Annotated in this window: 18 protein-coding genes; 11 read left to right on the top strand and 7 right to left on the bottom strand. The window is 35.2% G+C overall.

Features of this window, described 5'->3' with window-relative positions; all coding sequences use genetic code 11:
* Positions 1-4: 4 nt before the first annotated feature.
* The 3 genes from Q0770_RS08390 to Q0770_RS08380 form a co-directional block, all read right to left on the bottom strand.
* Positions 5-691: a succinate dehydrogenase cytochrome b subunit gene (locus Q0770_RS08390; protein ID WP_299115912.1), complete on the bottom strand. Its 687-nt coding sequence runs from the start codon at positions 689-691 to the stop codon at positions 5-7.
* 98 nt (positions 692-789) lie between these two features.
* Positions 790-2,040, bottom strand: coding sequence for a hypothetical protein (locus tag Q0770_RS08385; RefSeq protein ID WP_299115911.1), 1,251 nt, complete (start codon positions 2,038-2,040; stop codon positions 790-792).
* Positions 2,041-2,195: 155 nt separating this feature from the next.
* Positions 2,196-5,045, bottom strand: coding sequence for a glycosyl hydrolase (locus Q0770_RS08380; RefSeq protein ID WP_299115910.1), 2,850 nt, complete (start codon positions 5,043-5,045; stop codon positions 2,196-2,198).
* 204 nt (positions 5,046-5,249) lie between these two features.
* Here Q0770_RS08380 and Q0770_RS08375 point away from each other — a divergent pair, with 204 nt between their 5' ends.
* From Q0770_RS08375 to Q0770_RS08350, 6 genes are all read left to right on the top strand, one after another.
* Positions 5,250-5,549, top strand: a complete 300-nt coding sequence (locus tag Q0770_RS08375; protein ID WP_188373042.1) for a hypothetical protein — start codon at positions 5,250-5,252, stop codon at positions 5,547-5,549.
* Positions 5,550-5,702: 153 nt separating this feature from the next.
* Positions 5,703-6,995, top strand: a complete 1,293-nt coding sequence (locus tag Q0770_RS08370; RefSeq protein WP_299115909.1) for an aminopeptidase P family protein — start codon at positions 5,703-5,705, stop codon at positions 6,993-6,995.
* 3 nt (positions 6,996-6,998) lie between these two features.
* Positions 6,999-7,286: a DUF2188 domain-containing protein gene (locus Q0770_RS08365; protein WP_299115908.1), complete on the top strand. Its 288-nt coding sequence runs from the start codon at positions 6,999-7,001 to the stop codon at positions 7,284-7,286.
* A 166-nt stretch (positions 7,287-7,452) separates the two neighbouring features.
* A complete protein-coding gene (locus tag Q0770_RS08360) occupies positions 7,453-9,756 on the top strand; it encodes a hypothetical protein (RefSeq protein ID WP_299115907.1) in 2,304 nt (767 codons plus the stop codon).
* Positions 9,757-9,768: 12 nt separating this feature from the next.
* On the top strand, positions 9,769-12,327 hold the full coding sequence (locus tag Q0770_RS08355) for a hypothetical protein (RefSeq protein ID WP_299115906.1): 2,559 nt from the start codon (positions 9,769-9,771) through the stop codon (positions 12,325-12,327).
* A gap of 171 nt (positions 12,328-12,498) precedes the next feature.
* Entirely contained in the window at positions 12,499-14,505 is a 2,007-nt protein-coding gene (locus Q0770_RS08350) for an AAA family ATPase (protein ID WP_299115905.1), read from the top strand.
* 42 nt (positions 14,506-14,547) lie between these two features.
* Here the strand turns inward: Q0770_RS08350 and Q0770_RS08345 are convergent, their stop codons facing one another.
* On the bottom strand, positions 14,548-15,876 hold the full coding sequence (locus tag Q0770_RS08345; RefSeq protein ID WP_299115904.1) for an aspartate kinase: 1,329 nt from the start codon (positions 15,874-15,876) through the stop codon (positions 14,548-14,550).
* Positions 15,877-16,142: 266 nt separating this feature from the next.
* Between Q0770_RS08345 and Q0770_RS08340 the strand changes: the two genes are divergently transcribed.
* Positions 16,143-16,796 carry a hypothetical protein gene (locus tag Q0770_RS08340; protein WP_299115903.1) on the top strand — a complete coding sequence of 218 codons (654 nt, stop codon included), beginning with the start codon at positions 16,143-16,145 and terminating at the stop codon, positions 16,794-16,796.
* Here Q0770_RS08340 and brnQ read toward each other — a convergent pair.
* Positions 16,774-18,078: a branched-chain amino acid transport system II carrier protein gene (gene brnQ, locus Q0770_RS08335; protein ID WP_299115902.1), complete on the bottom strand. Its 1,305-nt coding sequence runs from the start codon at positions 18,076-18,078 to the stop codon at positions 16,774-16,776. The two genes, Q0770_RS08340 and brnQ, sit on opposite strands and share 23 nt — an antisense overlap.
* On the bottom strand, positions 18,078-19,628 hold the full coding sequence (locus tag Q0770_RS08330) for a serine hydrolase (protein WP_299115901.1): 1,551 nt from the start codon (positions 19,626-19,628) through the stop codon (positions 18,078-18,080). Before Q0770_RS08330 ends, brnQ begins: the two co-directional genes overlap by 1 nt.
* A gap of 99 nt (positions 19,629-19,727) precedes the next feature.
* On the opposite strand from Q0770_RS08330, the gene Q0770_RS08325 reads away from it, so the two are divergent.
* Together Q0770_RS08325 and Q0770_RS08320 are read left to right on the top strand one after the other, a co-directional pair.
* Positions 19,728-20,504 carry an alpha/beta fold hydrolase gene (locus tag Q0770_RS08325; RefSeq protein ID WP_299115900.1) on the top strand — a complete coding sequence of 259 codons (777 nt, stop codon included), beginning with the start codon at positions 19,728-19,730 and terminating at the stop codon, positions 20,502-20,504.
* 61 nt (positions 20,505-20,565) lie between these two features.
* The gene (locus Q0770_RS08320; protein WP_188373056.1) at positions 20,566-20,829 is read left to right on the top strand and encodes a hypothetical protein; all 264 of its coding nucleotides are present in this window, start codon (positions 20,566-20,568) and stop codon (positions 20,827-20,829) included.
* Here Q0770_RS08320 and thiL read toward each other — a convergent pair whose 3' ends face one another.
* On the bottom strand, positions 20,830-21,888 hold the full coding sequence (gene thiL, locus Q0770_RS08315; RefSeq protein ID WP_299115899.1) for a thiamine-phosphate kinase: 1,059 nt from the start codon (positions 21,886-21,888) through the stop codon (positions 20,830-20,832). It lies immediately after the preceding gene.
* A 111-nt stretch (positions 21,889-21,999) separates the two neighbouring features.
* On the opposite strand from thiL, the gene Q0770_RS08310 reads away from it, so the two are divergent.
* Both Q0770_RS08310 and Q0770_RS08305 read left to right on the top strand, forming a co-directional pair.
* A complete protein-coding gene (locus tag Q0770_RS08310; protein WP_299115898.1) occupies positions 22,000-23,757 on the top strand; it encodes a choice-of-anchor B family protein in 1,758 nt (585 codons plus the stop codon).
* 12 nt (positions 23,758-23,769) lie between these two features.
* Positions 23,770-25,104, top strand: coding sequence for a hypothetical protein (locus Q0770_RS08305; protein WP_299115897.1), 1,335 nt, complete (start codon positions 23,770-23,772; stop codon positions 25,102-25,104).
* Positions 25,105-25,111 lie beyond the last annotated feature (7 nt).

Raw genomic sequence — 25,111 nt, 5'->3', positions numbered from 1 at the left:
TTTTTTAGTGGGTGAAGTGATGAAATAATGCTATAAATACAAACCCTAAAGGAATACCAATGGCATAAACTTTACTAAAGCCTTTAAGGCCGTTTGTGTATTTATTATTTGCCCCTACAGACTGAAAAGCTGAGTTAAATCCATGTAATAAGTGTAAGCTTAATAAAACAAATGCTATTACATAAGCACCAACTCTTAATGGGCTATGAAACTTATGTACTAATTCTTCGTAATATCTGAAACCACTCTCAGTATTTGCTGGGTCAATAAGACCACTCATATCTCCTGCAATGTATTTTGTGTTTATCTCTGGAATCCAAAAATCTATAAAATGCAACACCATAAAAGCTAAAACCACCGCACCAGTTAAAAGCATGTTTCTACTCATCCAAGTAGAGTTAGCAGCACGACTTGTTTTTGCATAAGCTATTTTTCTGGCTTTATTGTTTTTTATTTCTAAAACAAAGCCCATTACAAAATGAAAAACAACACCAAAAATTAATACAGGTTGTAATACATATTGAATAACCCAAAACGTCCCCATAAAATGAGAAACCTCATTAAAAGTGTCTGGACTGAAAACCGATAAGATATTTATAGCAAAATGTTGAAGTAAAAAAAACATGAGGAAGAGTGCCGAAAGTGCCATGGCAAACTTTCTTCCAATCGAAGAATTTAAAATTCCGCTCATTGTAGAATAAATCTTTTTGTTAGTCTAACAAAGATAGTATTCCGATAGGGTTTTGACAACTGTGCTTGTTTCTAATTAGTTATTTAGAATGGTTATAATTAAAAATCAAAACGAGGGTTTACAATTGTGTTATAAATAGAACCAAATGAATAATTAAATCCGACACTTACAAAATAATTATAACCCGATTGAAGCTGTTGTTGCTGTAGTAATAACTCTTCGACGGTTAAGTCACCACCAGGAATATTCACTTGGTTTCTTGTAATAGAATAACTGCCGCTAACATTAAAATTAAAGCCTTTAAATAGACGCACATTAGTACTTAAAAAGAAGTTTGTTGCGTTTAGAGTTGGGTCATTCAAAAACTGATTAAAAGACACTTCTGCATTAACAGTTCCCCATTCTTGATTTATACGCCCCCCTAGCTGAATCCCATGTTCCCACAAAAGTTCTTCAGTCTCATTAAAAACAGTGCGCTCTATATATTCGTTGTATCTAATGCCATTACGGTAAGAAATGGTCAATTGCTTTTTTGCTGAATCTACATAATCAAAAAAACTATACTCTAAAGCTGGTCTAAATGTCGCAAATAAGTCAAAATTACTAAAGGTTGATGTTCCTATACTTCCAAAAAAGCCGTAAGACCAATGGTCATTGATACTTAGAACATCATTAACATTTAAACGTTTATTGTTATTAAAAACTTTAAAGTCCTCTTCTTCATCTAAATCATTAATAAATGTAAATGTTGACCTGTTTTCGCCATAACGTAGAAAAAGTGAAAATTTATTCTTTTCTGTTACACGTCTTGCAGAAAGGTTTACATTAAAATTACTTCTATTATTAAGCTCTTGCCCATTAAAAAACCCATTAGCTCCTACACGGAATAACCAATAATCCCAAGGATATTTCTCTTCAATTTCTTCTTCTTCGTTTTCGGGTGTTGGCACATTTACTGCAACCTCCGAAATAGTTCCTTTTGCAATCCAAAAACGTACTAAACCAAGCTTTAAATATTCTAAAACACGCTTTCTAACCTCATCATTGGTCATATTTGCATCTGTAGCAAAAGTTAGTTTATAATTAATCGCTTCAAACTCATTCTTACCAATAAAATCCATCTCATAACTCCGTCCACCTGCACCATTCCGTTGTGTAACTACAAAGATGTGGACATCACTTAAATCTTGATCCCTTACAAATTGTACATTCCCAAGGTTTTGTCGTTGAAACTCGTCATCACAGCGGTCGCAGTCCAAGAAGATTTTAACCTGTTCAACAGGCTCTTCTTGAGCAATAAGATGACATGAAAAGCATAGAAATGCCAGTAGAAAAAAGCGGTTTAGCATATAAAATTTGATTGATGCTTGTTTGTCTAACTAAGACTAAATGATTCTATAATATAAAACGTAAAAAAAATCTTTTAGTATACTCACTAAATTATGGCACGAAACTAGGGTTTATAACTTCAAATACTGTGAAAAAAATGCAAAAGAAATGTCAATTATTTGATTTTAAAATTGGTTTTAACACCATCTATTTCAATACTATATTCGCCTTTAGGTAAGTAATATTTTCCATTACTAGCTTCGTTAATATCTATACTCGTATCTTCTTTCATCAAAGCCTTTCTGCCTTTTTTGGTCAGTTCTAAATTGTAATCCGTATAATTAAAACCTTTGTCTGCTTTAACCGCTATACGATTTAATTCTGCTCCTTTTTCAGATAATATTTTAATGACTTTTTCGCCTGACGTATTACTAAAAAACTTAATCGTAGCTTCTGGTTCAAAAGCATCTAGCCATTTACTCCATGAACTACCCCATCGACTAGAATGACGAATAGAGTTTATTTTAAAAAGCGTCAAGGGCTTGGCTACCATTTTATCATTCATTTGCTGTAGTGGAGCTACATTGGCTTTGTAAATGCTTCGCCCATGTGTGCCTAATAATACATCTTTAGCGTATGGTTGAATCACAATATCATGCACCGCTACATTAGGTACACCATTAGAGAATACTTCCCAAGATTTTCCCATATCAAAAGATACGTAAGCACCATTGTCTGTACCTAAATACAAGATGTTTTCATTCTCAGAATCTTCAGTAATCACGTTTACTGGTGAGGCTGGAAGACCACTATTTAAATCTTCCCAATTTTGCCCATAATCGTCACTCATAAAAATGTAAGATGTAAAGTCATCCCATCGGTAACCATTAAGAGTTACGTAAACGCGTTCCTTTTTATGTTGAGATGCCACAACGCGACTCACCCATAAATCCTTTGGAAAACTATTCGAAATATTTGACCAACTACCACCTGCGTTTTTAGTGACGTGAACTAAACCATCATCGCTTCCTACATAGATTAATCCAAATTTAAAAGGACTTTCACTAATCGATGTCAATGTGCCATAAGCTACATTTCCTTTTTTACCACCATTGGTTAGGTCGTCACTTATAGCTTCCCAATCATTACCTTGATTCATAGAACGCATCAATTTATTGCCCCCTAAATACAAGATGTCTTGATTATGAGACGATAGTAAAATTGGTGTTTGCCAATTAAAACGATATGGATTTTCGCCTAAAGTATGTTTAGGTTGAATATAGTTTTGGTCACCTGTTTCGAGATTTAATCTAAAATAATTTCCAAACTGATAGCCTGTGTAAACAATATCCGAATTGCGATTATCTATCTGTATTTGCATACCATCACCACCCATAATCGATTTCCATGGATATTGCCCTCGTTGATGCCAGCCTTTATCTTCACGAGCAGTATTTGCGCCTTTCCAAACACCATTATCTTGAAGCCCACCATACACATTATATGGTTTTTCGTTATCGACATTAATCGCATAAAACTGACCTACTGAAGGCGAGTTATTCTTAATCCAATTATCACCATCGTCGTAAGTAATGTTTACGCCACCATCATTCCCATTAACTAAATGGTTCGGGTTTTTAGGGTTTATCCAAAGTGCATGATGATCGGCATGAACATTCTCAGCACTTATAGATTTAAATGTCTTACCGCCATCTTTAGACTTTAATATTGGTACTCCGTATATATAAATGTCATTAGCATTTGCTGGTGATACATGTATATGTCCAAAATAGTAGCCATAACTAAAGTAGATACCATCTAAATAATCCTCATGTGTTTTTTTCCATGTTGTTCCACCATCTGTACTTTTATAAACCTCAGCACCAACAACAGGCGTATCAAACAACATCGAGTTGGCATCTTCAAGATATTTCGCCAAGTCAATAGGCTTTACATTTCCACTTCGTACCATCTGCTTTACATTTTCAGCACGGTATTTTTCTTGAAAGCCGTTGGTCTTTAGAAAAGTGTTTAGTTTTTTGTCTTCTAATGCTAAAAAATCAGCATTAGACATGGTTTTAAAATCATCTTTAGCTAGACCTCTTTTGGACGCTGAGCTTGCCGAAGTTTCGTCTGGGCGTCTAAATTGGCTATCATGAATGGCATAAACCGTATTGTCATCAAAAACAGCAACACCAATACGTCCAACACCTTCTCCAGTTGGAAAACCACTAGACGCTGTTGATACTTTAGTCCATGTCTCACCAGCATCTGTACTTTTATAAATGGCCGAATTAGTTCCATTTCCGGTAAAATTCCATGCTTTTCTATCTTTTGTCCAAGATGTTGCAAACATGACATTGTAATTATTAGGATTTTGCTGAAGATCAATAATTCCGCTCAGATTATCTACAAAAAGCGTTTGTTTCCAAGTTTGTCCGCCATCGGTAGTTTTGTAAATCCCGCGCTCATCGTTTTCAGAATATAAGTGCCCAGTAACACCAACGGTAACCACATCTGGATTATCTGGGTGAATTAATATTGGTGCGAAATGATGGGCATCCATAAGCCCAACATTTGCCCATGTTTTTCCGTTATCTGTAGATTTCAAAATACCAATCCCGGCATAAGAGCTTCGCGACGCATTATTCTCGCCTGTACCCACATAAATGGTTCGGGTCGACCAATGCACAGCAATATCACCAACGTTTTGGGTATCAGACGCATCTAAAATAGGTTCAAACGTTGTACCATTATTAGTTGTGTGCCATACACCACCAGATGCATAACCGACATAAAACTCTGAAGGCATATCCGGATTAACATCCACATCAACAACACGGCCACTCATAATAGTTGGGCCAATGTTTTTAAAAGGCACATTTTTAACCAATGATGTTTCGGTCATTGTACTTTTTTGCTCTAAAGCTTGTTTAATAGTTTCTGAAGATGTTGCAGGCTGTTGCGCAATTGCAAATACTGAAATTAGACTTAAGGTCAAGCCTAAGAATTTTGAATATTTCATGGTGGTTAGTTTAAAGGATTCAAGTTAGAAATAAACCCATTACCTACCATAAGTATAAACTAAAGTTTAACAAAGCGTCTTAAAATTTATTATTGGTTATTTGACATTATTTTTACTTAAAAAATGATATTTATTTAATTTTTTAACATTTTTTTAAAGCTTTTAGTTATTTTTGAACGAATTAACTAACAAAATTTTATTACAATGGAAGAGTATTTACCTCTAATTATTCAATTAGTCAGTGGAGCTGTCGGCGGAAATGTTGCTGGCAAGCTTATGAAAGGATCGTCATTAGGCACATTATGGAACTCCGTAGCTGGTATTCTAGGTGGTGGACTTGGTGGCAAAGTTCTTGGAATGCTAGGTCTCGGTGGCGCTGCTGCGGCTGAAGCTTCAACAGGAATGGATCTTACTAGTATTTTAGGTAGTGTTGCTGGCGGTGGTGTTGGTGGTGGTATCTTAATGGCTATTATTGGCTTTGTTAAAAAGGCGATGGCAAAATAAATACTTTATAGCATAAAAAATAAAAGAGCCTAAAATTGGGCTCTTTTTTTATGGGAGACACTTTAAAGTTCTTATTTTTGAAATTCATAACCTCCTGTTTTTACAATTACACAATTCTATTTAGAATTACAGGGACTAAACTTTCTTTTTAAGATGAAATACAATCTAATCGACCGTAATCTCTTTATAAAAAACCGTAAAAATTTCGCCTCAGCAATGAAGCCAAGTAGCTTAGCGGTATTTAATTCTAACGATATTTATCCGGTAAGTGCAGATAGCACCTTACCTTTTGCGCAACACCGTGATATCTTTTATTTAAGTGGTGTGGATCAAGAAGAAAGTGTTCTGGTACTGTTTCCGGATTGTCCAAAAGCAAAGCATCGCGAAATTTTATTCCTAAAAGAAACCAACGAACATATTGCGGTTTGGGAAGGCGAAAAACTCACTAAAGAAAAAGCCTTTGAAACTTCGGGTGTCAAAACCGTGTATTGGTTACAAGACTTAGAAAAAATCATGTTTGAATTGATGACGCAATGTGATACCGTTTATATCAATACCAACGAACACTATCGCGCCAATGTAGAAACTGAAACGCGAGAAGACCGTTTTACCAAATGGCTAACCAACAAATATCCTGCACATTCTGTTGCCAAGAGCAATCCAATTTTGCAACGTTTACGCTCAGTCAAAGACCAGATAGAATTAGACTTGATGCAGCATGCTTGTAATATTACCGAAAAAGGCTTTAAGCGTGTGCTCAATTTTGTAAAACCAAATGTTTGGGAGTATAATATAGAAGCCGAGTTTATGCACGAGTTTTTAAATAATCGTTCTAAAGGATTTGCGTATACACCAATTATTGCTTCAGGAAATAATGCTAATGTGTTGCATTATATTGAGAATAACCAACAATGTAAAACTGGCGATTTAATTTTAATGGATGTTGGCGCTGAATATGCCAATTTTTCAAGTGATATGAGTCGTACTATTCCTGTTTCTGGGCGTTTTACAGAAAGACAGAAGCAAGTGTATAATGCGGTAAACCGTGTAAAAGACGAAGCCACAAAACTCCTTGTTCCAGGTGCATTTTGGGAAGAATACCATGTCGAAGTTGGTAAACTCATGACTTCAGAATTATTAGGCTTAGGTTTATTAGACAAAGCCGATGTACAAAACGAAAACCCAGATTGGCCAGCCTACAAAAAATACTTTATGCATGGTACGAGTCATCATATCGGTTTAGATACTCATGATTATGGATTGTTACACGAGCCGATGCAAGCTAATATGGTCTTTACGGTAGAACCTGGTATTTATATCCCAGATGAAGGTTTTGGTATCCGTTTAGAAGATGATGTGGTCATCCAAAATTCAGGTGAGCCATTTAACTTAATGCGTAATATCCCTATTGAAGCTGAGGAGATTGAGGATATTATGAATGCTTAATCTATGTCAAAGTCTTCAAAATCTTGGATTAATGCCCTTTCAGATATTATTAAAGTTATTCTTGAAGCGCTAGGCAAAAGCAATAAAAAAAGAACATGGCACCAACATGTGGTGCCTTACGAAAATGGTTGGGCAGTAAGACGTGAAGGCAATAAACGTATTACATCAAAGCACCGCAAACAATCTACCGCCATTAACAAAGCCAAAACTTTGGCTAAACGCAAAAAAGCCGACGTGATTATCCATCGTGAAAGTGGTGGCATTCGAGATCGCATAAGTTTTAAAGATTAATTTTTGGCTCTATAAGACTTTTTGTATAATTTTAGTACAGCTATTTAATTCTCAGTTTTTTACATTTTAATTCGTTGTTGACGCACAATAGAAAATACCCAGTATTGGGTATGTTATTCTATGATGCTCGCTGTTAATTTTATCAACCAATTTAAACCAACGAATTATGAAATTTAAAATTCTTGTTTGCTTCTTCCTTCTGAGTACAACAATCTATGGACAAAAATTAAAAACAACTGAAATAGCAGGAGAAACTTTTGGTTTAAGCTATAACAAAGCTAACCAAGGGTTTACCATATGCGAAAATGTTTCTGCTATGGATAAAAAATGTTCTATTGTTTTTATTGATAACAGTAACACATTCGTTTTTCAGCAAAAATTAAAAGATGCACTAACTAATGCTATTGACAATTTTGAGTATCAAATCCTTGAATCTAATGTTAAGCTTACTGATTTCAACAATATTGATTACACATCACAAAAATTTGATTATGATTCATCTCAATTAGACGCTGATGGTAAGGAGATTGATATTACTATTAAAGATGCTCCTAACGAATTCCCAAAATTTAAGCTTAAACGCGTTAGCTCTGGTAATTACGAGTTGTCTAATGCTGATGTTTTTTCGGGAACGCTTAGTGTTGCTTTTGCTTCTGAAATAAGTGATGAAGCTAATAGTGCGGCTTTTATTTCTGCTGTAGTGGCAGTATTGGAAACAAACAAGGCCGATATCACAACATATTACCAACCTAAGTTTAAGGCCTATGTTGAGAAGTCTTTGCTGAGTCTTTTAGAAGAACTTTATAATACAACAATCACAAAGGATGCTGATTATGAGTTTTTGGCTTCAGAGCTTTTAGATGATGTTACAAGCAATCAAAAAAGTTACAGCTTTTATCAGTTACTCGATGCTAAAAAATTTCATATTAGGGTATGTGAAGGTTCTAACTGCAACACTTATTCAGAATTTGACAACGAGGTGTCTGAAGGGGATTTCATAAATACAATGATGACCAGACATTTAATATTTGATTCTGCTAGCGAATTAAACAAGGCTAAACTTGGCAAACTATATTTATTAGCAAGGGGTAAAGTCGGAGCTAAAATGGTCCAAGTCAATAAGAAAGAGTTTAATGATAGTTTAAAAGGTGTCATTGCTAAATTAGTAAACGAAGGTAAAACATACAGTGGCCAATTTGTATTGAATAATGTAGTGGACTTATATGAATATAAAGATGTCACAGTTGATAAGAAAAATATGTTCGGCAATAAAAAGTTAAATGATGACGGAAGCGTAAAGCAAAAGACGGTAAGTGAATTTGTTCTCAGTGAAGAGTTAAAACTAGAGGTAGATTCCATTAACATCCATATTTTTAATAACCGCGCAGATAACATTACTATTGTTGGTAAATTAAGCGACGATGACGATAAGACACAGATATTTACAAATCGTTTCTACAGTCTTCCGTTAAGAGAATTTAATCATCGCAAACAACTAAATTCTATCGTAAGAAATGATAAGACATACTATTATTATTACGATGATGTTTTAGATTACTTGCCTTACAATAAATATAACTATGCGGCAAAAAATGCGGAATACAAGGTAATAAAGGATGATTCAACAAGGGTTGTTGAACGAAAAATAGGGGACTACTTTACAGGGATATTTTTTACAGATCTTTTAGGTTTAAATAGTAATAATGGCAATGGTTTAATTGTAGCGGAAGGACGTTTACGCATTCCGTGGCATTTAAGGAATTGGGGGAAATTTACATTGTTTGATAATATCAGTTTGTATGCCTCTGTGGCCTTAGTAGGAGGTTTGGAAAACACATCACGAAAAGTAAGGATTGATAATTTTACCAACCCAGATTTAACCGCTGATGAAAATGCAGATAAATTTATAACGGATAATTTCAACCTTTTAGATTTAAATAATGTAGATGCAGGTATTAATCTAACACCATTCACCTTTGAATGGAAAGGGGCTTCAACCTTCATCCACTTGCGCTATGGTTTACGTTTTTTAAGAACAGGTATCTTATATAATTTAAATGAAGTAACAACCATGCCAGATCCTGATAATAGCGATAACACCATTACTGAAGAAACTTTACTTGAAACTCGGGAATTTCAAGTGTATTCCATTGGTCAAGAAGCCGAAATTCACTTTGAGTTTAGACCACAAGCATTAATTGGTGGTGACTTAACTGCAGGACTTAATTGGTTCGGTCCAACGGGTACCAATCAGTCTGATGTAGATTTTAATACCACAAACAATTCGCCAAATCTTAAGTTATTAGCCAATGTATATGCCTATACGGATTCCGAAAATAGTAATAGTGGTATTTATGTACGTTTTGGTGGGCATTATAACCTCGGTAATTACAGGTTATTTCCACAACTCTTGGTAGGTTATGCCACAAACTTAAGCTCATTCGTAAATAAGTTGACTAAAGACGATTAAAAGCCTTGTAGTATGAATAACAGATTATTTAGCGTTGAAGAAAATTCTAAAACCAAAGTGCCTTGGATTTTGCTTCTTATTCAAGCCATTATAAAGCACTGGTTATCCTTAATTTTTGTCGTGCTTATTTTTATTGTTTTTAGAATGCCGCATTTAAGCGACCTTACGGTAGTAATTATTCAAAAAGAATACCATTTCGTTTATATTCCTCTATTCTACGTTGCTATTATTGTTATGGCAATTTTAATAAGCTACAGTTATTTGGTTATTGATAAAGCCGTTGCAAAACGTGAAGCCAAACTGCAGTATAAAAAAGCGCAGGATATGCTTTCGGATACTAACCAACCAATGGCACAGCCCTCTGCGGGCAATAGTGATGAACATACAATAGTAGATAGCACCCATACGGTAGTTGAAGACACTAACCAATCTCAAAAATCTAGGCTTGAAACCATGCGGAGTTCATTGAGCTTGCAGGATTCCAAAGAACGAGAAATACTTGCTAAAAAGCCACCTGTTCCTGTTGATGAATCAAAATATGATGCGTCTCCCTCAGAGGTTAATAAAGAAGGTTTATCTCAACCTAAATCAAATAAAAATTCGGGTTCAGATGATGTTACTGAAACACCATTTGCATATATGAATCGTGTGTTTCCAAAGTTTTTAGCAACGTTTATGATACTCAGCATAGCCTTTGCTGTAAACGATACCATTGCAGAACTCTTCGGTCAGCCTTTTGTGCCATCGGTTGTACTATGGATTATACTTGCGGTATTCTTGCTATTAACCCACCAAGATGCGGCTAACTATATAAAAAAGCAGTTGCGATGGGACTCTAAAAGCTACTGGATACCGATGACCTTTATTATCCTCAGTACACTAATCATTGTGGCTTTGGCTTTCTTTAACCAAAAAGGGACTTCTAGGGATGTCAATTCATTATTTGTATCCATGTTTTTCTTAGCGCTCTTATTTTTTACGCTAAATGTGTCTTACAATACAAGGATACTGCGCATTAAAAAGAAGTATTTGGAACCTGTGGTCATCTTCTTTTTTATACTGGCCTTAGTCCTATATCTAGTTGTGGCTATATCACCTTCTAGTACACTTAATACCGTAACTCCAATGGTCATCCTCATGTTATGTCTCGTAGGGATATATGTCATTTTTTTGGTGTTTCAATATTTAGGGGCAAAGTCAGGCTGGCCCATATTAACCTTAGTATTCTCTGGAGCCATTTTCCTCACTATCCTCTTTGCAAAGAATTCTAAATTCAAACATTATGAGGTCACCAATACCAAAACAGAAAATGCTGCAGCAGACCGGATGGACTTAGATACCTATGTAGATTTGTGGTTTAAAGAGCGTGCCGAAAAGATTGCGGCAAGCCCAGGTAAATTTCCCATAATTATGGTTTCTGCTGAAGGCGGTGGGTCGCGTGCAGGGCATTGGGCATTTTTGGTACATAGTTATTTGTATGAACAAGACGAAGCCTATTTTAAAGATTACCTATTCTCAATGACAGGTGCATCTGGTGGCAGTGTGGGTAGTAATATATTTTACACCCAAGCCTATGAGCATAGAAACGATTATCAAAAAACACGTTTTAGAACAAAAACGTCTGAAGACCTTCGCTACAAAGCCAGTGAATTTTATAATAATGATTTTATTTCTTCAAGTATTGCAGGACTTCTAGGCCGTGACCTTTTTGCGAGTATAACTAACTTTAGTTGGTTTAAAGACCGTGGAGCCTTAACGGAATTAGAATGGGAGGCCGCCTATGATTCTATTTTCAATCCAAGTATATTAGGCCGCTCGTATTTGGATATTATGCCAAAACAAGATGCTTATTTTGTGCCGCCAATAATGGTAACAACAACCACGCATGTACAATCTGGAGCACAGTATATTATGAGTCCGGTTAAATTTGAGCCCAATGTGGCTAACGAAATGCAGTTTAAGGATTTATTGAAGGAATACCAAGACAAGTATCCAGATACAACCATGATCAAGCGTTCTACGGCCATGCTGCTTACGGCACGTTTCCCGTATCTTAGTCCCAATGGTCGTGTTACGGGTATTGGGCAATTTGGCGATGGTGGCTATTACGATAATGTTGGCGGCTTGGTGACCAGACGGTTAGAACAGGCCATATTAAAAAAACTCAACGCTGTGGATAGCCTTAAGGCCAAATGCGATATCAGGCATCTTATTATATGGAATTCTAGGTCTAACGACTTTGATGAGTGCTCAGATTTGGTTTGCAAATGTAAACCTAAGGTTGATTATAACAGTCAGTTGCTAACTCCAGCCCTAATGGTGATCAATGCTACCTTTGCACCAGCGGATGAGTTTGTAGAATCATACCCTAAAGATTTTCTGGTAGAGTCCAAACGCACGCCGATTCCTATAGATGGCGCTAAGGCATCTGATACTAGTTGTGATAATATGTACAGGCCACTGATACCTCTTGGACGTTATATGAGTAAGGCTTCTGTACTATCCTTAGAGGCGCGCTTACAATCCGATGAGGTAAAAACAAAGTTAGATAACTTATTAAAGCAAGAATAGATGTATAAACATCAGTTAGCCCTTGCATAGACAAGCGCTTTTGTTATCTTTAGACTCCCTTAAAATACCCCCTTTTATTTTGAATTAATAAAGTATGCTATATATAATAGCTACAAGCACTTATGACATGAACTAAAGTTGATATCAATTTTGAAAAGTTTTAATTAAAATATGATTGCAGGATTATTCTTAAGAAATTATAAGATTTATAATGGGATTAACTTTATACCGTTTATAAATAAGCTGACAGATAAGCTGAATTTATTTATTGGAAATAATGGAGCTGGTAAAAGTTCAATTTTAGAGGGTTTAGATACTTTTTTTAACGGAAAACCTTTTATTGTGCATACTGGTGCAAGAAGTAGAGATTCCAGTACTGCAGTAGTATTTTTATTAGAGAAAAGTAAGCTTTTTACCGATAGAACTACTGAAAACTATAATTATGCAAATAGCCTAAGTGTTTCTATTTGGAATTTGGATTTCTCATCTCTTTATGCTAGTACTCCAGTGTTAGAGAAATTTATAGATTTGAGAACTTCTCTATCTGAAAATTACTCATCTGATGATTATTTCCTTTTTGTTTTTAGTGCTAACCCCAATAATCGTGATACTATACAAGCTACTTTGAAAAATAAACTTATAGCTAACGTAACTAGTGAGCTAGGAATAGATGAGTCAGCTTTCGTGTCAGCGCATAATACTTTGTGTAATAGGGTTAAAGACTTATATCGTTATTTGTATATACCTGTTGAAACTTCTGTTGATGATTTTTTAAAAATTGAGGAGAACGGAATACAATCCTTAACCAGAAAAGATTTAAAACAAGAAATAAAAACCACTTTAAATCGTACAATAGAATTACCAGGTTTAGGAACTCAAAGAGTAACTACACGTAATGTCACAATAATTAATTACATCAATGAAAAACTAGAATCTTATGTAAATGAAATTGAAGGCGCAGTTCAAAGTATAGATAGCACTTATCATTTTAACAGAGAACAAAGAGCCAAAAGGGTTAATATCAAAGATTTCACAGAAGTAATTATTAATGTTTATTTCGCTAAAAGAAGACTTCAAAAAGATGGTAAGAATATTAAAAATTTGAGTGCTGGTGAGAGAAAAAAAGCCCTAATAGATATAACTTATGCCTTTATTTCGCAAAATGCAGATACAGAAAGAGAAGTAATACTTGGCATTGATGAACCCGAGACTTCGTTGCATATTTCAATGTGTTATGAACAATATGAACGGATTGAAGAAATAGCAAATCAGTATAAAACTCAATTATTTGTTACTACACACTGGTATGGTGGTTTACCTATATTGAATGAAGGAAGATTATATCATGTACAAAAAAGCACTAGTAGAAATATTGATGTTGAGATATTTCAATTAGCTAATTACTTTGAAGATAGAGGAGCACACCCAAACGATGTTAACCTAAAGAGTTTCTACGATTTAACTTCTTCTATAGTCAGTGCAGTTAGAAGTAAACCTACAAACTGGCTTATTGTGGAGGGCAAGACAGATAAAGACTATTTAAATCATTATTTGCCAGATGACTTAGATGTCAAGATATTGCCAGTAGGCGGTTGCACAATTGTAAAAAAGATATATGAGTATTTATACTTACCAATTAATGCTAATGAAGAAGCTAGAGATATAATAGGGAAAATTTACTGCCTTATAGATACTGACAGACGAGGAATTAGACTTGAAGTTAATTCTGAAACCAGAAATGGTAAGCTAAGATTTCGAAGAATGCAGATTGATCATGACAGGGATTTAATTAGATTAGTCCGTATAGATGATACATTAAATACAGAAACAGAATTTGAAGAAGTCTTATTCCCAAGTAGATTTTATTCAGCCTTAAAAACAGTAGTAAATAATCATTCTGACCATATTCCAACAACAAATGGTTCTGAGACTATTCAGGATATATTTTCTTGTTATGAATTTGAAGAAAATTCAAACTTTAGTTTTATTCGTGGGACAAATTCAATTTTAAGAGTTTCTGAATCAGGAGTAGGAAGAAACTTTAATGCTGATACAGAATCTATACATTCTTTCTTTGACTCAAAAAAAGACGAGATTTGTAAAGAATATTTGAGACTAAACAAAGAAGAAAGTCCTCTTTGGATTCAAGACATAATCAGATTTTACTATACTAGTTAGTGTCCAACGACTAAAAAAGCGCCTTTCGGCGCTTTTCTTCTACTAAGCTAAAACAGAATAACCATTAAACACGTAACGTTGTAGCTTTTGTAAAGTTTCTAATTTATCGCTGGTATTAACGAGTAAGGAGATGTTATTATTGCTACCGCCATAAGCAATCATACGTACATTTACATCTTGTAACACTTGGAAGAGTTCTGGCGTGTCTGGATGGTAAATAATTTGGTTACCCACCAAACACACAATACTAATGTAATCCTCCACTTGAACCTCAGCAAATTTTTCAAGCTCAGATACAATAATGCCCAAATTAGTTGTATTGTCTATAGTTAATGACACCGCTATTTCAGATGTAGTAATCATATCTATAGCGGTTTCATAGGTTTCGAAAATCTCAAAGATTTTCTTTAAAAAACCATGTGCCAAAAGCATCCGTACCGACTTTATTTTAATGGCAGTAATACCATCTTTCGCAGCAATGGCTTTTATGCCTTCGCCATGAATTTGGTTGGTGATTAATGTGCCGTTTGCTTCTGGCGCCATGGTATTTTTTAATCGTAATGGTATGTCTAAACGTCTTACTGGCATTACCGTTTGTGGGTGCAATATTTTTGCTCCAAAATAGGCGAGCTCTGCAGCTTCGTCATAAGATAAATGCGATAAGGCTTTAGTCTCATTTACAAAACGTGGGTCGTTGTTATGGAAACCGTCAATATCTGTCCAAATCTGGACCTCATCGGCATCTATGGCTGCACCAATGATGGTTGCCGTGTAATCGCTACCACCACGGTGTAAGTTGGTAATAGCGCCATCGGCATCCAAGCTAATAAACCCTTGTGTAATATAGATGTCTGCCGTTGGTTGGCTATCGATTAGACGGAATAAATTTTGTTTGATATAAAAATTATCAGGCTCTTGATTACGATCTACTCTCATAAAATCTAGAGCCGGTAATAAAACCACATTAAAGCCTTCTTGTTCTAAAAATCGGCTAAACATATAGGTTGATAATAGCTCGCCATTGGCTAGTATACTATTGTGCAATGGCGTATTAAAATGTCTGGTTGCTGCTTGATGTAGATTTTTAAAAATCCCATTGACATAATGACTGACCTCTTGTCGCAACGATTCTACATGCAACAAATCATAAATAGTGGCATTGTAGATTTCGTTGAGATTATTAATCTGTTCTTGAGCAGCTTCGATATGTCCTTTTGCAATAGATTCCGAAATCGCAACAAGTGCATTTGTGGTGCCAGACATGGCAGACAATACCACTATTTTTTGGTCATCGGTAGTGATGATGTCTTTGACGTGATTCATATTCACCACAGACCCAACAGACGTACCGCCAAACTTATATACTAACATGTGTTTCAATTTTAAAGCACAAAAATAAGTTGACACATTTCCTTAGCACTAATATTTTGAAGAAATAGTTTATATTTGCACACATTGTTAATTATATAACAAATAGAAAATGCTATCGAAACTTTGTCAGTTCGAGTGATTTTATTTTCAAATTTTTGGAAATAAAAGTGTACCGAGAACCTAGTTATACGTCTTCTCGATACAAATTTCTCGAATTATAATTAGAGAAATTCACTCGAACTGACGTTGCTAATACTAAATAAGAAATGAAAACTATTGCCTCTTGTGTAGAAGACATTTTAATCAAACAGCCTTTTTTAGAAGAAGCCTTGTTTAGACAAATCATAAACTTTTCGGCATTATCTGAAGAGCTACAAGCACCTGTAAGTAAAATGCTTGGAAAACCTGTAAAAACTGGCGCTATTATGATGGCTTTACGTCGTTATGCGCCTCCAGTGCATTTGCGACAATCGCATCAGCTCAAAGCTGTGCTAAAACAGTTGGGTGATATTACCGTACGCTCTAACTTAATTGACTACACCTTTCAGAATTCGGACACTTTAATCAAAAGTCACTCAAATGTTATGGAAACTTTAGATACAAAGTCGTTCTATGGGTTTTCTAAAGGTGTCTACGAAAGTAATATTGTCGTTTCATCGTCAGAAAAACGCATAATTCTAGAGGGCTTTAAAAATGAAAAAATGATAGATTCACAAGACAATTTATCGTCTATAAGCATCCGCTTACCCAAAAATAATCAACGAATTTCTGGCTTATACTATCAAATTTTTAAGCGTTTTGCTTGGGAAGGCATTTCACTTCACGAGGTGATTTCTACCACTAACGAGTTTACTGTTTTGGTAGAAAGTCATTTGGTTGACCAAGCATTTTCTGCAATTAAGAATTTGAATGCTGTTTAGATGTCTTAATCACATTTGCCAAAACAAAAGCAACTAAAGCTGGCAATACCCAACCTAAACTATGGTTTGCTAAAGGAATGTAACTGATTAGATTTTTCAATCCGTCAGATGGGCTTATAAAACCTACAACATCAGGTATGCTAAAAACAAAGGTTGTCACCACCACTGCTCTAAACACTAATGGTTTGGCTAACTTTTCAGGCAATACATTCAAAATTATTAATACAATAGTTATCGGATAGATAAATAATAGTATCGGATAAGCGATAACTATGATAGAATGAAAATCGAGCTGCCCAACACCAACACCAGCCAAACAAGCAATAATAGCTGTAATAATATACGCTTTGTTAGAACTGTGAAATAAGCCTCTAAAATAATCTGCTGTTCCGGCGACAATACCTACAGCTGTAGTAAAACATGCGAGCGAAATAAGGATACTTAATACTGTATTACCAAAAGTACCTAATGCCGATATACTAATACCTCTTAACAAATTGGCGCGTTGCATATCATTACTCAAAGTACTATCGACATTAATTTCCGTACCATAATAGGCACCTACAGAAATCAATCCTGCATAAATAACAAACAAGCCTATACCTGCAATAAGTCCCGCTTTTCGGATTAAAGATTTTTTGGCTTCATAAGCTTCGACATCAATAGTTTTAAACTTTAAAGACACAATAATAAAAGCCCCAACAACGACAGCGCCAATAGCATCAAAGGTTTGGTAGCCCTCTAAAATTCCGCTTACAATAGGTGATTCAAATGTCGCTGGGTTAGCCAAACTACTATTATACAAACCAATACCAATGACCATAAGCAACATAATAACAATCAGTGGTGTTAAAAACTTACCTATGAAATTTAAAATTTTCGAACGGTTTAAAACAAACACTAAAACCAAAGCGAAGTAAATTAAACTTGTCCATATTGGGTCTGTGCCAAAAGCTGGATGAATGGCGATTTCATGCGTTGCAGAAGCGGTCCTTGGTGAGGGAATCGCGATAGAAATAATATAAACAATAACACAATAAATAGAACTAAACCATGGTGATACTTTTTTGCCAAAGTCGTACATGGTACCTTGCAATTTGGCATGTGCCATGATACCAATAATAGGAATAATTACCGCAGTAATCATAAATCCTAAGGTCACCCAAAACCATTGCTCACCAGCATTATAACCTAATAAAGGTGGAATTAATAAATTTCCTGCGCCAAAGAATAAAGAGAATAAACCAAAACTGGTTACGAGGAGAACTTTACGTTTGTACACTAGTCTATTCTTTTAAGTTCTAAGTCTCCAAAATCGAAACTAAAATCAGTAATTGGTGCAATATATTCCATAGTGGCTGACTGTGCTTTACCGTCTTTATCAAACGTAAACTTTACAAATACATCGGCATCAAAACTCCTGTTATTCCATTTGGCAACATAAGTTGTTGCATTGTACGGCAATAACTCTCCAACGAGTTGAGAAGAGCGTTCGCATTTTATATTATAGTTTTTGCCATCATGAGATATCATAATATTTCCAAACCAAGCATCATTATACACTCCTGTAATTTGATTTGGGTTTGGTAGTTTGGAACTGCCCTTCATTTTGTTCACTTGAGCATATACCGAAGTTTTTAAACTATCGTTATACTTAATGTATCTGGCATTTCTTCCGCCATAATTTTTTAACCAATTACGATTTTCGTACCCTAAATAAGAATCCTTTATGGTATTTGTAATGGTATTAAACGCAGAACCATTCATCTGATTTGTCAATACGACTATTGCTAAATTCAAATCAGGAATCATTGTAAACTGTGTTACGGTTCCTAATAAACCTCCTGTATGATACACTTGTTTGTGTCCGCCTTTAACATCAGTAACAAACCAACCTAATCCGTAACCTCTAAAATTAGAATTATACCAATCGCCAGCCCTAACATTAAGAGGTGTTTGTAATTGCCATAACTCATGGAATAAACCTTTATCAAGCAAACGCGTACCGTCAACAGTAACGGCGTCATTCATTAAAAACCGAGCCCATGTTAACATATCTCGAACATTACTCATAATACCTCCAGCAGGATTTGCCAACGGCGACCAATCGTGAGGAATTTTAATGACCTTACCTTCTGTTCTTGTATGTGCATCTATAATATTACTTTTATCAGTAACACGATTGTAAGACGCTTTACTGTTCACCATTCCGACTGGTTTCATGATTTTGGTTTCAATAAATTCTTCCCATGACATGCCACTAACACGTTTTAAAACTTCGCCAGCAATGATGTACATATTATTGTTATATCGGAATTTACTCCTAAAAGAAGATTCCGGTTTTAGGTGTTTTACATTGGCAATAACATCATCAACCGTAAAATCGCTGCCTTCAGGAAAAAACATTAAATCTCCAGCACCGAGAGATAAACCGCTTCTGTGCGTCACCAAATCTCTAACAGTAAACGCTTCGGTAACATGTGGGTCTTGCATCTGAAACTCTGGAATGTGCTTACGGACTTTGTCGTCCCAATTTAATTTTCCTGCATCGACCATCATCGCCAAGGCAAAACAGGTAAATCCTTTGCTATTAGATGCCACACCAACAAGCGTGTTTGGGTCCATTGGTCTGTTATTTTCTAAAGACCGTACACCATGGCCATTGGCATATATAATTTTATTGTCTTTTAATATCCCCACAGAAATACCAGGAACATCAAATGTGGTTAAGGTTTCTTGAATAAGTTTATCGAGTTCTGCTTCTTCTATTTGAGCGTTTAGGGTTGCAGAAAGTGCAAAAATAAATAGCGTAAACCAGCGTCTTAAAGCCATATGATTTGTATGTTTTAATTTTAGAATAGTTTCAAATATAGTGAATAGTTAGTGATGATTTGTGCTGAATAAACCTATGATAAATTTATCTTTGCAATCATGTTTGTAACTCACAGAAATTGTAAGATTCATTATACTTCAACCGGGGAAGGCCCAACATTATTACTATTACATGGTTTTTTAGAAACTCTAAACATGTGGGATGATTTTGTTGAAGAACTTTCTGAAAATAATCATGTGCTATGCATTGATTTATTAGGTCACGGAAAAACAGACTGCCATGGATATATACATAGTATGGAAGCTATGGCTGAAGCTGTTTATTCTGTAATAGATGAATTAAAAATTATTGAATTGAGATGTATAGGACATTCCATGGGTGGATATGTGGCTTTGGCTTTGGCTGAAATGAAACCTAACTTAATTAAGAATTTATGCTTAATGAATTCTACATTTGAAGCGGATGACAATGAGCGAAAAATTCTCCGAGCTCGTGCTGCAAAAATGGCAACAGAAAATTACGAAGCTCTTGTACGAATGTCATTTACCAACTTATTTGCGCCAGATAGTAAAGAAAAATTTAAAGATGATTTTGATAAGGCATTGGCCATAGGTCTTAAAACATCTAAACAGGGTTTTATTGCTGCACATAAAGGCATGGCCATAAGACCAGATAGATTTGAAACACTTACAAGTATCACAGGAAAAAAAGTAATTATAATAGGAGAAAAAGACACCATTTATAATCAAGAATTAGTATTGCAGAAAGTAGAGGATACAACCATAAAAATAGAACTATTTTCAGGTGGGCATATGAGTCATATTGAAAATAAACAAGAATTATCTTACTTTTTAAAGCGTTTTAGCGAAAAATAATACGTTTTAGCGTTTTAATTTGATTTTTTAATTATGTTAGTCATTCCAAATCTAACTAATTATGAAAAAATCTACTTCAGCGATTACTCCATTGAAACTATATTGCGATTTTTTTGGTCATAATTATAAAGTCACTAAAAAAGTGACGCATCATGTTAAAGAATATACATGCTCTTGTTGTAAGAAGCAATTAACAACCAATAGTAATGGTAGACTTACTGAACTTACACCAAAATTCAAAGAGATAAATGCTACACTAGCAAAAATTTATTCTAATAAATTATCTAGAATGAATGCACAAAGATTTAATACTTCAGCTGCCTAATTATTCCGTTTCTTTATCGTTGAAATTTTTCCAACCTTTCGCTATGATTGGCACTTTAGTTTCTGCTCTAGTTACTAAATGTAAACCTCGGTCAGCTTCAGTCATATAACCAATAACCGTTAAATTAGGATTCCCTTTGATTTTCGGGAAATCTTCTTGAGCTATAGTCATCAACAACTCATAATCTTCACCACCGTTTAAAGCAATAGTAGTGCTGTCTATATTAAATTCTTCACAGGTGCTAATAACTTGCGGATCTAACGGAATTTTATTTTCGTATACATCTACACCAACATTGCTTTGTTTGCATATGTGCATAATTTCAGAAGATAAACCATCACTGATATCAATCATACTTGTAGGCTTTACTTCGAGTTGCTTAAGTAAATCTATAATGTCTTTACGAGCTTCAGGTTTTAATTGACGCTCAACGATATAAGTATACATGGATAAGTCTGGCTGACTCTGTGGGTTAACTTTAAAGACTTCTTTTTCACGTTCTAAAATTTGAAGGCCCATATAAGCACCTCCCAAATCACCTGTAACGACTAATAAATCATTAGGTTTTGCTCCTGAGCGCATCACAACATTTTCTTCATCTACTTCACCAATAGCAGTAATAGAAATGATAAGTCCAGAAGTAGAAGAGGTTGTGTCTCCTCCAATAACATCTACATTATACATTCTAGATGCTGTTTCAATACCTTCATATAACTCTTCTAAAGCTTCAAGCGGAAAACGATTAGATACAGCAATAGACACTGTAATTTGTGTGGCCATGGCATTCATAGCATATACATCAGATAAATTGACCATAACCGACTTATATCCCAAATGTTTTAAAGGCACATAACTCAAATCAAAATGTACACCTTCAACTAATAAATCTGTAGTAACAACTATTTGTTTTTTTTCAGGGCTTAAAACAGCAGCGTCATCTCCAATCCCTTTAACTGTAGACTTATGGTTTATTTCAAATTGTTCTGTTAAGTGCTCAATGAGTTTAAACTCACCGAGTTCGCTCAATGGTGTTCTTTGTGGGTTTTTATCTTCTATCATTCTGCAAAAATATTATGCTTTTAACAATTAACATGTAATTTATTCATCTAATTTCAGTTAAGTATTTAGAGCAATTCTTAATTAATGGTTAAATTGCAAAAAAAACACCCCATGAAAATATATAAACTTACACTCCTAGCTCTACTCTTGTGTTTCATTTCTGTTACTATAATAAGTTGTAAAGATGATGATACGGCAATTGAAATTATTGATACTGATGGCGATGGTATAGCTGATGATGACGACAACTGTCCAAATACTGCAAATAGCAACCAAGAAGATAGTGACAATGATGGTGTTGGTGATGCATGTAATGGCGACTCAGATAATGATGGTGTCATCGATGGTGATGATAATTGTCCTAATACTGAAAATGCAGACCAGTTGGATACTGATAATGATGGTATAGGAGACGTCTGTGATACTGATGATGATGGTGATGGTATAGATGATGTAGACGACAACTGCCCTTTAATTCCTAATCCTGATCAAGAAGACAACGATAATGATGGTATTGGTGATATATGTGATGTAGATGATGACAATGATGGTGTAGAAGATGATGTTGATAATTGTCCTCTTAATTCAAATTCAGGACAAGAAGATGGAGACAATGATGGTATTGGTGATGTTTGCGATAACTGTCCTAACAACTCAAACCCGGGACAAGAAGATGTTGATAATGATGGTGTTGGTGATGCTTGCGATGTAAGTCCATTTACTTTAGATACACCTTGCGTAGATGGAATGGCAGGTGTTTTCCCTTGTAATGGTATTGACGTTATGGGTGCCATAGACACAGAAACACTTGGCGGAAGCTCAGCCTCTAATATAGAAGGCAGTGATATTTGGGGCTGGACTGATCCAACAACAAATAAAGAATATGCCTTGGTTGGTCTTACGAATACTACAGCTTTTGTAGATGTTACTGACCCTTTCAACCCTATATTCTTAGGTCGTTTAAATTCTAGTGCAGGTATAAACTTTTGGCGCGATGTAAAAGTATATAATAATTATGCCTTTATAGTTGCTGATAATGTCGGGAGTCATGGTATGCAAGTTTTTGACCTAACGCGCTTAAGAAACGTTACAAATCCTCCAGAGATTTTTACTGTAGATGCTCTTTATACTGGTGTTGGTAGCTGTCATAATATTGTAATTAATGAAAGTGAAGCTGTGGCATATTTGGTTGGATGTACAGCTACAAATGGAGGTGGACCAATCTTTGTTGATATTTCTAACCCGTTGAATCCAACATTCTTGGGAGACTATACTGCTGGTGGTTATTCTCACGATGCGCAAGTTATTACTTATACTGGTCCAGACCCAGATTATCAGGGTAGAGAAATCTACGTAGGTAGTAATGGTAATTCAGATAGAGTTGTAATATTAGATGTTACTGATAAGTCTAATGTAATACCTATTAGTGATTTTACTTATCCGCAAACAGCTTATGCACATCAAGGTTGGTTTACCGAAGATCAAAGATACTTTATACTTGGTGACGAAATTGACGAACGTAATTTTGGTTTCAATACTAAAACCTTAATATTCGATTTTTCAGATTTAGATAACCCAGTGCCATCTGCAAATTATTTTGGTCCAACACCAGCAATTGACCATAATGGTTATGTAGTTGGTAATGAATATTACTTATCTAATTATAGAGCTGGATTACGCATATTAGATATTTCTAATATTAGCTCAACCACAAACCCAATGACTGAAACTCATTTTATAGACACTTACCTGCCTAATGATGCTTCAGAGTTTAATGGTGTTTGGAGTGTTTACCCTTATTTTGCTAGTGGAAACATTATGATAGGTGATATTGAACGTGGACTTATTATTGTCAAAAAAAGCATGTAAACTATTAAAAAGATGAAGTCCCAAAAATCTTTTTTATACGTTCTACTAATCAGCCTAATCATAAGTTGTACTGATGTAGAAGACTTGAGTAATTCCAATTCTAACAATACTATTAGTTCTGAATTAACCACCTTTGGTGGTTCAAAAAATGACAGTGCTCAATCTGTTGTAGCCACAAATGATGGTGGTTACGCCATTTTAGGATTCACCCAAAGCAACGATGGCGACATCACAGACAAGCAAGATGAAAGCTTTGATTATTGGCTTTTAAAATTTTCTGCTCAAAACATGCTTGAATGGCAAAAAACCTATGGTGGCTCAGAGGATGATAGAGGTCAAGAAATTATACAAACTCAAGATGGTGGTTATGCTATAATTGGCACGAGTCAAAGTACTGACTTTGATGTTACAGAGAATAATGGTTCTCAAGACTTTTGGATAGCAAAATTAGACGCTACGGGAAATATATCTTGGCAAAAATCTTTTGGTTTTCAAGGAGATGATATGGGTGTTTCAGTTATTCAAACTTCGGATTTAGGATATCTTTTAACAGGTGTTCTAGATGTAACTTCATCTAACGGGCAAGGAAATACAGGGCGTTCTGCCTCTCGCCATGCTGGTGGAGACTATTGGGCAATAAAACTAGATGCTTCAGGAGATTTACAATGGAGTCGCTACTTCGGAGGTAATTTTACTGACACTCCTGTAGGCGCAGTAGAAATGAATGATGGCGGATTTATAATTGCTGGAGGCTCTGATAGTGAAGATACAGACATTTCTGGAAATAAAGGCACATACGACTTTTGGGTTGTGCGCGTAAATGCAGATGGAGACCTAGTTTGGGAAAAATCCTTTGGTGGTACAGAAACTGATGAAGCTAGAGCTATGATAAAAACAAATGATGGAAATATTGTTATTGCGGGCGAAACAAGAAGTAATGATTTGGATATAACTAGCAATAATGGAGCTGCAGATTTTTGGCTCATAAAAATTTCTACAGATGGAAGTCTCATTTGGCAAAAAACATTAGGCGGAAGCGGTTTTGATGTAGCTCGCGATATAAATACTACTCAAGATAACGGCTTTGTTTTATCTGGAAGCTCAAGAAGCAGCGATGGAGATGTTTCAGAAAATAAAGGACAGAATGATGCTTGGGCTGTTAAAGTAGATGGCAATGGAAATCTAGCTTGGGAAACATCTTTTGGAGGCAGTAATATTGACTTTGCGTATGGTATTACAGAGTTAAACGACCAATCTATTATCGTCGTTGGAGACACATCAAGTAATGATGGAGATATCGAAGAAAACAAAGGATTTACAGACCTTTTGCTTCTAAAAATAAATTAGAAAATAC

Origin of the sequence: uncultured Winogradskyella sp., assembly GCF_947501905.1 — a bacterium.
In the GTDB taxonomy this organism is placed as follows: domain Bacteria; phylum Bacteroidota; class Bacteroidia; order Flavobacteriales; family Flavobacteriaceae; genus Winogradskyella.
The sequence above is the reverse complement of the archived record's forward strand: the minus strand, read 5'-3'. Positions and strand labels throughout refer to the sequence as shown.

Coding starts and splice junctions, on each gene's coding strand:
- Q0770_RS08390 (WP_299115912.1), bottom strand. CDS start 691: ATGAGCGGAATTTTAAATTCTTCGATTGGAAGAAAGTTTGCCATGGCA.
- Q0770_RS08385 (WP_299115911.1), bottom strand. CDS start 2,040: ATGCTAAACCGCTTTTTTCTACTGGCATTTCTATGCTTTTCATGTCAT.
- Q0770_RS08380 (WP_299115910.1), bottom strand. CDS start 5,045: ATGAAATATTCAAAATTCTTAGGCTTGACCTTAAGTCTAATTTCAGTA.
- Q0770_RS08375 (WP_188373042.1), top strand. CDS start 5,250: ATGGAAGAGTATTTACCTCTAATTATTCAATTAGTCAGTGGAGCTGTC.
- Q0770_RS08370 (WP_299115909.1), top strand. CDS start 5,703: ATGAAATACAATCTAATCGACCGTAATCTCTTTATAAAAAACCGTAAA.
- Q0770_RS08365 (WP_299115908.1), top strand. CDS start 6,999: ATGTCAAAGTCTTCAAAATCTTGGATTAATGCCCTTTCAGATATTATT.
- Q0770_RS08360 (WP_299115907.1), top strand. CDS start 7,453: ATGAAATTTAAAATTCTTGTTTGCTTCTTCCTTCTGAGTACAACAATC.
- Q0770_RS08355 (WP_299115906.1), top strand. CDS start 9,769: ATGAATAACAGATTATTTAGCGTTGAAGAAAATTCTAAAACCAAAGTG.
- Q0770_RS08350 (WP_299115905.1), top strand. CDS start 12,499: ATGATTGCAGGATTATTCTTAAGAAATTATAAGATTTATAATGGGATT.
- Q0770_RS08345 (WP_299115904.1), bottom strand. CDS start 15,876: ATGTTAGTATATAAGTTTGGCGGTACGTCTGTTGGGTCTGTGGTGAAT.
- Q0770_RS08340 (WP_299115903.1), top strand. CDS start 16,143: ATGAAAACTATTGCCTCTTGTGTAGAAGACATTTTAATCAAACAGCCT.
- Q0770_RS08330 (WP_299115901.1), bottom strand. CDS start 19,628: ATGGCTTTAAGACGCTGGTTTACGCTATTTATTTTTGCACTTTCTGCA.
- Q0770_RS08325 (WP_299115900.1), top strand. CDS start 19,728: ATGTTTGTAACTCACAGAAATTGTAAGATTCATTATACTTCAACCGGG.
- Q0770_RS08320 (WP_188373056.1), top strand. CDS start 20,566: ATGAAAAAATCTACTTCAGCGATTACTCCATTGAAACTATATTGCGAT.
- thiL (WP_299115899.1), bottom strand. CDS start 21,888: ATGATAGAAGATAAAAACCCACAAAGAACACCATTGAGCGAACTCGGT.
- Q0770_RS08310 (WP_299115898.1), top strand. CDS start 22,000: ATGAAAATATATAAACTTACACTCCTAGCTCTACTCTTGTGTTTCATT.
- Q0770_RS08305 (WP_299115897.1), top strand. CDS start 23,770: ATGAAGTCCCAAAAATCTTTTTTATACGTTCTACTAATCAGCCTAATC.